Annotated in this window: 12 protein-coding genes; 1 reads left to right on the top strand and 11 read right to left on the bottom strand. The window is 42.0% G+C overall.

From position 1 onward, the window contains the following. Positions 1 to 96: 96 nt before the first annotated feature. Positions 97 to 1,473: an ATP-binding protein gene (locus tag RT034_RS07540; protein WP_313015669.1), complete on the top strand. Its 1,377-nt coding sequence runs from the start codon at positions 97 to 99 to the stop codon at positions 1,471 to 1,473. A gap of 95 nt (positions 1,474 to 1,568) precedes the next feature. Here the strand turns inward: RT034_RS07540 and RT034_RS07535 are convergent, their stop codons facing one another. The 11 genes from RT034_RS07535 to atpB form a co-directional block, all read right to left on the bottom strand. Next, on the bottom strand, positions 1,569 to 1,748 hold the full coding sequence (locus tag RT034_RS07535) for a hypothetical protein (RefSeq protein WP_065253579.1): 180 nt from the start codon (positions 1,746 to 1,748) through the stop codon (positions 1,569 to 1,571). A gap of 127 nt (positions 1,749 to 1,875) precedes the next feature. Then, positions 1,876 to 3,570 carry an ATP-binding protein gene (locus RT034_RS07530; RefSeq protein ID WP_312535433.1) on the bottom strand — a complete coding sequence of 565 codons (1,695 nt, stop codon included), beginning with the start codon at positions 3,568 to 3,570 and terminating at the stop codon, positions 1,876 to 1,878. Positions 3,571 to 3,783: 213 nt separating this feature from the next. Then, positions 3,784 to 4,491, bottom strand: a complete 708-nt coding sequence (locus RT034_RS07525; RefSeq protein WP_007115827.1) for a response regulator — start codon at positions 4,489 to 4,491, stop codon at positions 3,784 to 3,786. A gap of 399 nt (positions 4,492 to 4,890) precedes the next feature. After that, positions 4,891 to 5,307 carry a F0F1 ATP synthase subunit epsilon gene (locus RT034_RS07520; protein WP_007115826.1) on the bottom strand — a complete coding sequence of 139 codons (417 nt, stop codon included), beginning with the start codon at positions 5,305 to 5,307 and terminating at the stop codon, positions 4,891 to 4,893. An 81-nt stretch (positions 5,308 to 5,388) separates the two neighbouring features. Beyond that, positions 5,389 to 6,789 carry a F0F1 ATP synthase subunit beta gene (gene atpD / locus RT034_RS07515; protein WP_219300278.1) on the bottom strand — a complete coding sequence of 467 codons (1,401 nt, stop codon included), beginning with the start codon at positions 6,787 to 6,789 and terminating at the stop codon, positions 5,389 to 5,391. Positions 6,790 to 6,814: 25 nt separating this feature from the next. Further along, positions 6,815 to 7,693, bottom strand: coding sequence for a F0F1 ATP synthase subunit gamma (atpG, locus tag RT034_RS07510; RefSeq protein ID WP_065253550.1), 879 nt, complete (start codon positions 7,691 to 7,693; stop codon positions 6,815 to 6,817). A gap of 141 nt (positions 7,694 to 7,834) precedes the next feature. Beyond that, on the bottom strand, positions 7,835 to 9,379 hold the full coding sequence (gene atpA, locus RT034_RS07505) for a F0F1 ATP synthase subunit alpha (protein WP_007115823.1): 1,545 nt from the start codon (positions 9,377 to 9,379) through the stop codon (positions 7,835 to 7,837). Between the two features lie 47 nt (positions 9,380 to 9,426). Next, positions 9,427 to 10,029: a F0F1 ATP synthase subunit delta gene (locus RT034_RS07500; RefSeq protein WP_076775457.1), complete on the bottom strand. Its 603-nt coding sequence runs from the start codon at positions 10,027 to 10,029 to the stop codon at positions 9,427 to 9,429. A gap of 25 nt (positions 10,030 to 10,054) precedes the next feature. Then, a complete protein-coding gene (locus RT034_RS07495; protein WP_036594652.1) occupies positions 10,055 to 10,525 on the bottom strand; it encodes a F0F1 ATP synthase subunit B in 471 nt (156 codons plus the stop codon). Positions 10,526 to 10,604: 79 nt separating this feature from the next. Then, positions 10,605 to 10,847, bottom strand: a complete 243-nt coding sequence (atpE, locus tag RT034_RS07490; protein WP_007115820.1) for a F0F1 ATP synthase subunit C — start codon at positions 10,845 to 10,847, stop codon at positions 10,605 to 10,607. Between the two features lie 27 nt (positions 10,848 to 10,874). Next, entirely contained in the window at positions 10,875 to 11,750 is an 876-nt protein-coding gene (gene atpB, locus RT034_RS07485) for a F0F1 ATP synthase subunit A (protein ID WP_219300284.1), read from the bottom strand. Positions 11,751 to 12,213 lie beyond the last annotated feature (463 nt).

The raw sequence follows: 12,213 nt of genomic DNA, 5'->3' as shown, positions 1-12,213 counted from the left end.
CTTTAATTTTGCCAAGCTATCTGCGTATTATAACAGGATGCAAGTGCCGTTGCCCGTTTTGGCTCAGCTGTAAACCCACCATCAGGATACCCCAGCATGAAACCGCATTTACCCAAACTCAAAGGCTATAGCCACACTTGGCAAACCACCTTGATGGTGATGTTGATGGTACTGGTGAGCGTGGCGTTGTCGCTGTGGTTTTTTTGGCGCAGTCTGTATTTACCAGAGCTACAAAACCATGCGACTTATCTTGCCCATCAGCTGTTGATGATTGATAAAGCGGATAAAGATTTTAAAAACAATCCCGAGCTTAAAAATTGGATTATTGACGCCTCGCATATTAACGTGATTACTGACCCACAACAGATACCTTCTTTTCAAGAAAAAACCTTGGTGGATTACTTTACCCAGCGGATGGCAACACAGATGGAAAGCGTGATGCAGCGCCCTGTATCAGTCAATTTTAAATTCAAACCCGTACCGATTTTGTATATTCAAGACAGCGCTCATCCAGATGTTTGGCTGCAAGAGCCTGTCAAGTTTTATGCCAAATATAGCCCAACGTCGATTTATTTTTTCTTATTGGGGATTCCGCTTGCCACGTTGCTGACTATTTTGTTTTTGGTCAGACAATTAAATCGCCCGCTCAAACGCCTACAAAAAGTGGCGATTGATTACATCACGCTTGGGCATGCTAACAATTTGACGACCAATGGAGGCTCAACAGAGATTCGTCAGGTGAATTTGGCATTTAACCGACTGTTTCATAACCTGACCCAAACCCAAAAAGAACGCAATATTATGCTCGCTGGTATTTCCCATGATTTGCGCACACCCCTGACGCGGATGCGACTCACAGCTGAGATGCTACCTGATGAGTTTTTGCGGGAAGGGCTAGTGTATGACATTGAGGACATGGACGCGATTTTGGAGCAGTTTATTTCATTTATGAAAGATGGCTCAGATGAAGCAGTGCGATTGACTAATCTACGCCCCATCATTAACGAGATTGTGGTGCAGTTTGCCCCCACCCCATTTATTATCGATATCCAAGACGATCTGCCCAGTGTGCCATTGCGACCCTTATCCATTAAGCGTCTGATCGTTAATTTGGTCAATAATGCTTGTCGCTATGGTCAGCCGCCCATTCATATTGAGATTGGCATTGATGATGGTCTACAGCCTACTGAGCAAGTGGTCACCGATGAAAATCTAACGCCAGAGATAACCCCTAGACAAAAATATTTAACCATTAAAGTTAGCGATGAAGGGCAAGGTGTTGCCGAAGATCAGCTTGAGCGGATTATGCAGCCATTTGAGCGGGGCGAAACGGCACGTACCACGCAAGGGAGTGGACTTGGACTTGCGATTGTAAGCCGCATTACTCACCTGCACAATGGTAATGTCATCGCTCGTAATCAGCCCAATGGCGGCGGTTTAGTAGTGGTGGTGAATATTCCGATTATAGAATAAAGCTAACAAAAGACTAATTGGTTGCTTAATAGGTTAGGCTAACCATGATTCCTTAGTAACTTTGGTGTTGATAGCTTTGGTTTGGGTAGCCATTTTTACTTTTTAGTACCAATCATGGGGGGTAATTCACTTGACACATTGGTGGCTGTGACAGGGTGAACCAATGCTGCGCGCGCCTGTGAGACGGACTGGCTTTCAGTAGGTTTGCGCAAAAAACTATAATAACCAAAAACAGCCATGTTGAGTACCACCAAGGCTAAAAACAGGTAACGCATGCCATCCTCGCTTGTGATTATTCCGCTCATCGGTTAATTGATGTGCGCAAATTTCGCTAAACTATTGCATAACTCACTAAAATTTAGCCCAGTCTGAGCAAATTTGCAATCGTTACTCGTAACGAGCTTATGACCCTTGCTCATCCGTGTATTTTTTCTCGCTACTTTTTTGGGTAATTTCATCGGCTTCAATACTTGAAGCTAGCTGGCTTTTCGGCCATTTCATGATAAATCGCGCCCCACCCAAGGTCGGGCTTTCATCCACTGACATGCGCCCATTAAACCAAAACGCAATTCGAGACACGATTGATAAGCCAAGACCATAACCACCCGAGGCACGAGTACGACTATCATCCAGACGCGCAAACGGGATAAAGACTTTTTCACGGTCTTTTTCTGGAATACCCTGCCCATCATCTTCCACACTGATAAAGGCTTCATTTTTTTCTAAGCCTGCTGAGATGATAATGGTGCTTTCGGCATAACGGGTGGCATTACCTGCCAAGTTTTGCAACACGCGGTGTAAATAGCGTCTATCGGCTTGTGCAAACGCACCTTTTTGCACCTTACCTACTTTGACGGTGACAGGTTTACCAAGCGCATTGGTCTCGCGGACAATCTGTGAAACGAGTTCTTGCAAATCGACATCTTCCCAGTCCATTTTAGGTGAGCCTTCTTCAAGCTTGGCATAGGTCAAAATCTCATCAATCAAGCCATTGAGCGATTCGATATCCTGATCGATATAATCACGCTGACTCATGCGATCGTCATAATCATCCGTATCAGCCAACATATCCACGGCAAAGCGAATACGTGCTACTGGGGTACGCAACTCATGGGATACGGCACGGGTCAACTCGCGCTGTGATTCAATCAAACGGCGGATGTGCTCAGTCATACTATTAAAGGTTGCCGCTAGATGAGCAATTTCATCTTCACCCACGACTTTTACTTTGGTATTGAGCTTACCTTCGCGCACTTTGGTGATACCGCTTTGAATGAGCTGCAGTTTACGCTCTAATGGGAAAATCAGCGCATACACCCCTAGACTGATTAAGAACATACTAATGAGCGTGATACTAATAATCAGATTAAGCGGAAACCAGTTAAACAGTGGAATGGGTCCCAAATCCACCACAGTATCTTGGAGTTCAGTCGGTGCTAGTACCCGAATCGATGAATTCTCTACACTGGTATTGTCACGGAACATAATCACGATATCTTTGCGATACAGTCGCGCTTTTTGGTCGGTATCAAGTTGCAGTTTATTAACGGATTGCAAGGTGAGCTTAAAAGGGAAAAATTTTTGAATTTGTTGCAAGCGTTGCTGTTTTTCTGCCAAGGTGCGATAGTAAGACAAATCATCGAGCAGCAACACGCCTATCCCTTTAATTTGTTGCTCATTGAGTTTATTGACGCTGACATGCAAGACGTTGTTCTCACCCGAGACTTTATGATAAATCTCTGCGGTATTGGTATCGCCATTAAAACGTACTACGGCTTGTTGTTTGTTGAGTCGATTAATTTCGCTGGTTTTAAAATCCGCTTTTGAGGTCGGTTCGATTTCAAACTTAGTATCAAATAAGGTACTGACATCAGAGAGCCAAAAATTACGCTCTTGCGCCGTTACTTGGCGCGACAATCCTGAGTCAATGAGATAAAATGCCGCTGATGCCATATCCTCGCGATAAGTCTGTACGCGCTCTGCGTTGATAGTGGTGATAAGTAATTGCGCAAACAACGCAACCAACAAACAGATAAGTAACAGACCTGCATAAATCCGCAGAAAGATAGATTGGTTTAAGGAGGATAATAGTGGCATAAAAATCTAGGGTTAAGGTCGAAAGATAATAGCCGTATTATTACCTAGCAAAATTAATATTACAATGTAAAATTCATGAAGCGATTGTCTAGTAACGTAGCAAATTGTTGTGCTAAATCTACCAATTACTAGGTAGCAAAGTTACCAGTGATAGCGATAAAAAAAGCCAGCTTGATGCTGACTTTTTTCAATACTGTGTTTATCAATACTATGTTAGTTTTCTTTGACAAACAGATAGCCTTTACTGCGAACGGTTTTGATACGTTTTGGGTTTTCTGGATCATCACCAATTTTTGGACGGATACGAGAAATACGTACGTCAATCGAGCGGTCTTGACCATCATACTCGATACCACGCAGACGTTCAAAAATATCTTCACGCGATAAGATACGACCTGCATTTGATGCCAACAACCACAACAAATCATATTCCGCACTGGTAAAGTCAACAAGCTCATCATTCAAAGTAACCGAACGACCGCCGTTATCAATAACCAAATCGCCAAATTCAAGACGCTGTGGCACTTCATCGGTTGGCGCGGTATCAGAGCGGCGCAATAGTGCACGAATGCGCGCTAATAACACACGCGGCTGAACGGGTTTTGCCACATAGTCGTCCGCACCCATTTCTAGACCTAATACTTGGTCCATATCTTCGGTACGCGCGGTTAGCATTAAGATAGGGTTATGAAAATGAGGACGTACTTCACGGCATACCGTCAAACCGTCACTACCTGGCAACATCACATCAAGCACCACCATATCAGGCTGCTCAGCGACAATACGACGAATCGCACGGTTACCATCAGTTTCAATTGCCACATCTAGACCATTTTTACGCAAATAATCTTGGGTTAAGGTTGCAAGACGCTCATCATCCTCTACAATCAATACTCGGGGTATCAACTCTTCTTCTGACATAATTTCCTCCAAAAAATTTTATACATACTCTTAATACTTATATCAGAATATATCTTTATTTATCTATCAGCAATAGGTAATGAAAGTTTACGCATTACCTGTACTACTACAATATAATTGAATTAATTTAGCGAAAAAATAGCCAATTTAATATTGTTAAAACGTAACTAAACATAAAAAAAGTATAAATACCACATATAATAAGCTTTAAAAACATACGATATAAGGTTATCTGTTTGGTAACGGATAAAATTTTTTGCTACCTTTGGTTTAAAAGATAATTAGCAAATTTTTAAGTACCCTTTTTTAATCACGCTTTTTTTAAGCACTTATATTTTCAATCACCCATAAAAAAAACAGTGGTCATAGCCACTGTCTTTAAACATAGTACCATCAAAATTAGGCACGGTTTTTGAATTTTTGTAAGGTTTGCAATTGTGCCAAAGATTCTGCCAATGCTGCCAAAGCCGCAGAGGTGTCGATATCGGCTTTTTGATTTTGCAAGCTTTGTTCTGCATGACGACGTGCTTCCAAAATTTTGGCTTCATCTAAGTCATTCGCACGTACTGCCGTATCTGCCAATACCGTCACTAAATGCGGTTGTACTTCTAAAACACCACCTGATACATACACCATTTCATCATTGCCATTGCTGGTTTTGATCTGCATGGTGCCCGGCTTTAATAGCGTAATAAAAGGAATATGTCCTGGCAAAATACCGACTTCACCTTCTACCCCAGTAGCAATTAACATACTAATCTCACCAGAGTAGATAGTTTCTTTCGCACTGACGACATTACATTGTAAAGTTGCCACAGTTCTCTCCTATGGTATTGCAAAATTAGGTTGATAAAACCCTGTTACTTTATTTTAAACTAACAGGGTTTGATTGAGAAATTAGCCGCGTAGTTTTTCTGCTGCAGCAACCACTTCTTCAATACCACCTTTCATGTAGAATGCTTGTTCTGGCAAGTCATCATACTCACCATTCAAGATTGCTTTAAAGCTTTGAATGGTTTCACGGATTGGTACGTATTTCCCTGGTGAGCCAGTGAATACCTCTGCAACGTGGAAAGGTTGTGACAAGAAACGTTGGATTTTACGTGCACGGTATACCACTAATTTATCATCTTCTGATAATTCGTCCATACCCAAAATCGCAATAATGTCTTTCAACTCTTTAAAGCGTTGTAACACTTCTTGGACACCACGAGCAACAGCATAGTGCTCTTCACCAATGACCAGTGGGTCTAACTGACGTGACGTTGAGTCTAGTGGGTCAACCGCTGGGTAAATACCTTGTGAAGCAATATCACGGCTCAATACCACTGTTGCGTCTAAGTGAGCAAAGGTTGTCGCAGGTGATGGGTCAGTCAAGTCATCGGCAGGAACATATACCGCTTGAACAGAAGTAATAGAACCTGATTGGGTTGAAGTAATACGTTCTTGTAATACACCCATCTCTTCTGCAAGCGTTGGCTGATAACCTACCGCAGATGGCATACGACCTAATAATGCTGATACTTCGGTACCCGCTAGTGTATAACGATAAATATTGTCAACAAACAATAATACGTCACGACCCTTACCGTTCTCATCTTTTTCGTCACGGAAGTATTCCGCCATGGTCAAACCGGTCAAGGCAACACGTAAACGGTTTCCTGGCGGCTCATTCATCTGACCATACACCATCGCAACTTTATCAAGTACGTTTGAGTCTTTCATCTCGTGGTAGAAGTCATTACCTTCACGGGTACGCTCACCTACCCCAGCAAATACCGATAAACCTGAGTGTGCTTTTGCGATGTTATTGATAAGTTCCATCATGTTAACGGTTTTACCAACACCCGCGCCACCGAACAGACCGACTTTACCGCCTTTAGCAAATGGGCATAATAAGTCAATTACTTTAATACCGGTTTCTAAAAGTTCAGTAGAGTTTGATTGTTCGTCGTAGCTTGGCGCTTCACGGTGAATAGCCCAAGTGTTGCTATGCTCTACCGGACCTGCTTCGTCGATTGGACGTCCTAAAACGTCCATGATACGACCTAGGGTACCTTTACCCACTGGCACAGAGATTGGTGCACCAGAGTTGCTAACTGGTAGACCACGTTTTAGACCCTCAGTAGAACCCATGGCAATAGTACGTACGATACCATCACCCAATTGTTGTTGTACTTCTAATGTAGTTTCTGTGCCTTCAACTTTTAAGGCATCATAAATTTTTGGTACGCTTTGACGGTCAAATTCAACGTCAATAACCGCGCCAATAATCTGTACAATACGACCGCTACTCATTACGCTCTCCTTGAATGTAGGTCAATTATGAAACAGCAGCAGCACCGCCAACGATTTCCGAAATTTCTCGGGTAATCGCCGCTTGACGCAGCTTGTTGTAAACCAATTGTAATTCGTTAATTAAGTTACCTGCGTTATCCGTTGCTGCTTTCATAGCAACCATACGTGCAGACTGTTCAGAAGCAATATTTTCTACCACACCTTGATAGACGATTGATTCAACATAACGTCCCATCAAACCATCAAGCAGCTCTTTGGTAGTTGGCTCATAGATGTAATCCCAGCTGTGTTCACGATTTGCCATCGTTTCATCAACCAAAGACTCAGCCGCAATCGGTACTAAGCGTTGCACACTAGGATTCTGGGTCATGGCATTCACGAATTCGTTATATACCATGTAAATCTCATCAATTTCGCCACGATTATACGCATCAAGCATCACTTGAACTGGCACACTAAGTTGCTCAAAGCTTGGGTTGTCACCGTAGTGAGTTTCCGCAGCAATCACCGTACCACCAAATGTTTTAAAGAAGCTAACGCCTTTTTGACCAATCACCGCAAAACGGGTTTCAACCGATTGGCTTTTTTGTTGTTTAACGTGCTGCATCAATTTTTTGAATAAGTTGATATTCAAACCACCTGCAAGACCACGGTCAGAACTGACTACAATATAGCCAACACGATTAACCGCACGAGGCACTAGGTAAGGATGTTTGTAGTCTGGTGAAGCTTTAACTAGATGAGAAACCACTCGACGCATGCTATCAGCATAAGGACGACCTAGTTGCATACGTTCTTGGGCACGTCGCATCTTACTCGCTGCAACCATTTGCATGGCGCGAGTAATTTTCTGGGTACTTTTAATACTAGCAACTTTTGCTCGAATTTCTTTTAAACTTGCCATAAATAATCCATACAGCCATGTTTAGTTTCAGTCCACGCCCATTGATGTAACATGGACGAAATTTGGAAAAATGAACAAAGTAATCATAACTCCTTTGTTCATTTGTTCTATGACAATGCAGTTCTAAAATTTCAGTAAATCTTAGAATGAATGATTTTGCTTATAGTTTTCAATCGCTGATTTGAATTGGTTTGCGATATCATCATTATAGTTGGCAGTGTTATCAATGTCTGCCATAAAATCACCATGTTGGTCACGTAGGTAACGTAACAAACCTGCTTCAAATGCACCCACTTTGTTCACTGGGACATCAGCTAGATAGCCTTCGTTAGAGGCATAAATTACCGCAGCTTGTTCAGCAATTGACATCGGTGCATATTGATTTTGTTTCATCAATTCAGTCACACGTTGACCATGGTCAAGCTGTTTACGTGTCGCGTCATCTAAGTCAGAAGCAAACTGTGCAAATGCAGCCAATTCACGATACTGTGCTAATGCGGTACGGATACCACCTGACAGTTTTTTGATGATTTTAGTCTGCGCTGCACCACCCACACGAGAAACTGAAATACCCGCATTCACCGCTGGACGGATACCTGAGTTAAATAAGCTTGACTCTAGGAAGATCTGACCGTCCGTAATTGAAATCACGTTGGTTGGTACGAATGCTGATACGTCACCTGCTTGGGTTTCAATAATTGGCAAGGCAGTTAACGAACCTGTTTTACCTGTTACAGCACCGTTGGTGAATTTTTCTACATACTCAGCGTTTACGCGTGAAGCGCGCTCTAATAGGCGTGAGTGAAGGTAGAATACGTCACCTGGGTAAGCTTCACGTCCTGGTGGACGACGTAAAAGCAATGAAATTTGACGATAGGCTACGGCTTGTTTTGATAAGTCATCATAAATGATTAGCGCATCTTCACCGCGGTCACGGAAGTATTCACCCATAGTACAACCAGAATATGGCGCGATGTACTGCAGCGCTGCAGGTTCAGAAGCAGATGCAACCACAACCGTTGTATAAGCTAGTGCGCCTGTTTCTTCTAGTTTACGTACCACGTTTGCGATGGTTGAACGTTTTTGACCAACGGCTACGTATACACATTTAATGCCCGAGTGTTTTTGCGCGATGATCGCATCGATTGCCATGGCTGTTTTACCAGTTTGGCGGTCACCAATGATAAGCTCACGTTGACCACGTCCGATTGGAATCATGGTATCAACAGCTTTATAACCTGTCATCACTGGCTCATCAACTGATTGACGGTCGATAACGCCTGGGGCGATTTTTTCAACTTTATCCGTTAATTTGGCGTTAATTGGGCCTTTACCATCGATAGGATTACCCAGTGCATCTACCACACGACCTAAAAGCTCGGGTCCAACTGGTACTTCTAAAATACGACCAGTACAGTAAGCTTTTTGTCCTTCTTGGAGATTCAAGTATTCACCTAGAACAACCGCGCCGACTGAGTCTTGTTCAAGGTTTAGCGCCATACCATATACGCCACCTTCAAACTCAATCATTTCGCCGTACATGGCATCTTCAAGACCATGAATCTGTACGATACCGTCAGATACCATGACAATAGTGCCTTCGTTCTTTGCTGTGGCACCCGCAGTCAGGTCTTGAATTCGCTGCTTAATCAGATTACTGATTTCCGCTGGATTCAATTGTTGCATTGCACTGTTCCTTAAATTTTACTGACTAGAATCAATTTTGTTGAAATTTATGCCGTCAGCTGTGTTTTTAACTGTTTTAATTTGCCACGTACAGAGTCATCGATTACTTTGTCACCGACCTTAATCGTCACACCTGCAATTAGGGCAGGGTCTACATTGACATGTAGTACGACCTTCGCGCCTAGGGAGGTAGCCAGTCGGTGTTCAATGAGTTGCTCTTGCACTTGCGTTAATGGATATGCCGACGTGACATACGCATGAACTTCTTTTGCATCAGCGGCTTTTAATAAACCAAAACGCTCATTGATACTGGGTAATAATGCCAAACGATCTTGCTCTGCAAGTTGCGTCAAAAAATTAACAAAAGCATTGGAATCTGCTTGTGCCCCACCCTCAATAGCGGTGCTTAAAGTTTTAAACACAGTATTGCTATCTTCAGGTGAACTTTGGTTATAAAGGTCTTTTAAAGTAGCGACTTTAGCTTGTGCAGCAACTGCTGGATTATTGATATAATCGGCAAATGCTTTATCACTAACGATGGCATTCATCACGTTTAAGTAATCTTGCCACTCATTGACAGCGTGATGCTCTTTAGCATAATCAAATGCTGCTTTTGCATAGGGTCTTGCTAAGGTTGATAAATCAGCCATCATATCCTCACTGTACTATTGCTACTTATAACTTGGCTGCCAATTGGTTTAACATATTGGCATGAGTTTCTGGATTGACCTTTTCTTGTAAGATTTTTTCAGCACCGAGTACGGCAAGTTCTGCAACCTGCGCGCGTAAACCTTCACGGGCTTTATTAATTTCTTGATCAATTGCTTCACGCGCTTGCTGACGAATACGTTCGCCTTCCACTTGTGCTTGCACTCTGGCATCTTCAATCATTTGATTAGCGCTTTTGTTCGCTTGGTCAATGAGTGAAGCGGCTTTTGCTTTTGCTGCGATAAGCTCTTGCTCTGCAGCTTGTGATGCAGTTGCTAAGTCTGCTTTGGCTTTTTCGGCAGCATTTAGGCCATCTGCGATTTTACGTTGGCGATCCGAAATAGCAGCAACCAAAGGCGGCCACACAAACTTCATGCAAAACATCACGAAGATGGCGAATGCAATCGATTGTCCAATTAGGGTTGCATTGATATTCACTTAGAATCCCTCGTTAATTAAGTTTCTTCAATCCTTGTCCACATAAGATGATGTGGACATTGTACTGATAGTGTACCTATTAACCTGCTAAAGGATTTGCGAATAACAATAACATTGCAATACCAACACCGATCATCGGTACGGCGTCAAGAAGACCTGCCACGATGAACATACGAGTTTGCAATTGTGAACCTAGTTCTGGTTGACGAGCGACGCCCTCTAAGAATTTGCCACCTAAGATTGCAAAGCCAATACCTGTGCCTAGTGCACCTAAACCGATTAGCAAAGCAACGGCAAGAACGGTCATACCTTCTAGAGTCATTGATGTATCCTCATTACTGTTTTGAAATTAATGTTCAGTTTGTGATGCAAGGCTAAGATAGACAATGGTTAGCATCATGAAAACGAACGCTTGCAAAGTGATTACTAAAATGTGGAAGATTGCCCACGGTACTGATAACACCCATTGAATCCAAAATGGCATAAGGGCGATTAACACAAAAATTAATTCACCTGCATACATGTTACCGAATAGTCGTAAGCCAAGTGAGATAGGTTTTGCGATTAGAGTTACAAACTCTAGGATAAAGTTCACTGGAATCAATAAGATTTTAGCGATTGGGTTTTTTGCGCTAAATGGATGAAGGGTTAATTCACCAATAAAACCGCCAAAACCTTTTTCTTTAATACTATAAAAAATGATCAGTGCAAATACTGAGAACGACATACCAAGCGTCACATTTGGGTCAGTACTTGGTACGACTTTCATGTAAACATGGTGTGGGTTATGTCCTAGCAAACCACCAATTTTTTGTGCAATTACAGGCAAATAATCAACTGGCAGAAGATCCATGAAGTTCATCAAGAAAATCCACACAAAAATAGTCAGTGCTAATGGCGCAATAACCTTTGATGTGCCATGATAAGTATCACGAACGTTACTATCAACAAACTCCACAATCATTTCAATAAAAGCTTGCATTTTGCCGGGTACACCCGAGGTTGCTTTTTTTGCCACCATATAAAAAATGGCACAAAAAAGCACCCCTAAACCAATCGACCACAGCATTGAGTCTAAATGAATCGCATTGAAACCCATTTCAGAAGCTTGCTGTTTGGTTTCGGCAACTATCCAACCTTCTGTTGGGTGATTACCGAAAGTCCAGTTTGTCAAGTGGTGATTGATATACTCATTTGAAGTAATTTCTGCGTTTGCTTCTGCCATAATCTTAACTTCTTTTTTATATTGAGCTGATAATAGAGGGAGTTAGCGTCAGATATTTCGTCTAATCACAAAAATTTGTAACTTAACACTATAATCGTATCTAACTGAGCTGATGATACTCAATGAGAAGTGCAAACATGACGTCAAAGGCACATCGAGGCGTTTAAGCAATCTGCTTAACTAAGGTGATGAACCGTGAATAAACGGATTGTTTATCAACGTAATAATATAGGCTATCGACCTACTGTGTTTTGCTTGACTCAAATAAGTGGGTCATCAGTAAAACATATATGCAATTGCTTGAAAACTAATTCTTTTTAGCCAATTAGCGCTGCGCAATCGCACCTTTAAAAAATTTTCACTATATTAATTCAACTGTTACCTTTTTGTAAAGGATTAAATGGATTTATTTGTGATTTAGTTTAGGTTATTTCTTTTATTACCAAATAATTGTAAATAGCCT

This window comes from Moraxella sp. CTOTU48841, from assembly GCF_032061225.1.
GTDB classification, from domain to species: Bacteria; Pseudomonadota; Gammaproteobacteria; order Pseudomonadales; family Moraxellaceae; genus Faucicola; species Faucicola cinerea.
This window is presented reverse-complemented; position numbering and strand designations above follow the sequence as displayed.

What these genes read in the sequence shown, in the direction of transcription:
- RT034_RS07540 (WP_313015669.1), top strand. Translation starts at nt 97, where the DNA reads ATGAAACCGCATTTACCCAAACTCAAAGGCTATAGCCACACTTGGCAA.
- RT034_RS07535 (WP_065253579.1), bottom strand. Translation starts at nt 1,748, where the DNA reads ATGCGTTACCTGTTTTTAGCCTTGGTGGTACTCAACATGGCTGTTTTT.
- RT034_RS07530 (WP_312535433.1), bottom strand. Translation starts at nt 3,570, where the DNA reads ATGCCACTATTATCCTCCTTAAACCAATCTATCTTTCTGCGGATTTAT.
- RT034_RS07525 (WP_007115827.1), bottom strand. Translation starts at nt 4,491, where the DNA reads ATGTCAGAAGAAGAGTTGATACCCCGAGTATTGATTGTAGAGGATGAT.
- atpD (WP_219300278.1), bottom strand. Translation starts at nt 6,789, where the DNA reads ATGAGTAGCGGTCGTATTGTACAGATTATTGGCGCGGTTATTGACGTT.
- atpG (WP_065253550.1), bottom strand. Translation starts at nt 7,693, where the DNA reads ATGGCAAGTTTAAAAGAAATTCGAGCAAAAGTTGCTAGTATTAAAAGT.
- atpA (WP_007115823.1), bottom strand. Translation starts at nt 9,379, where the DNA reads ATGCAACAATTGAATCCAGCGGAAATCAGTAATCTGATTAAGCAGCGA.
- RT034_RS07500 (WP_076775457.1), bottom strand. Translation starts at nt 10,029, where the DNA reads ATGGCTGATTTATCAACCTTAGCAAGACCCTATGCAAAAGCAGCATTT.
- atpE (WP_007115820.1), bottom strand. Translation starts at nt 10,847, where the DNA reads ATGACTCTAGAAGGTATGACCGTTCTTGCCGTTGCTTTGCTAATCGGT.
- atpB (WP_219300284.1), bottom strand. Translation starts at nt 11,750, where the DNA reads ATGGCAGAAGCAAACGCAGAAATTACTTCAAATGAGTATATCAATCAC.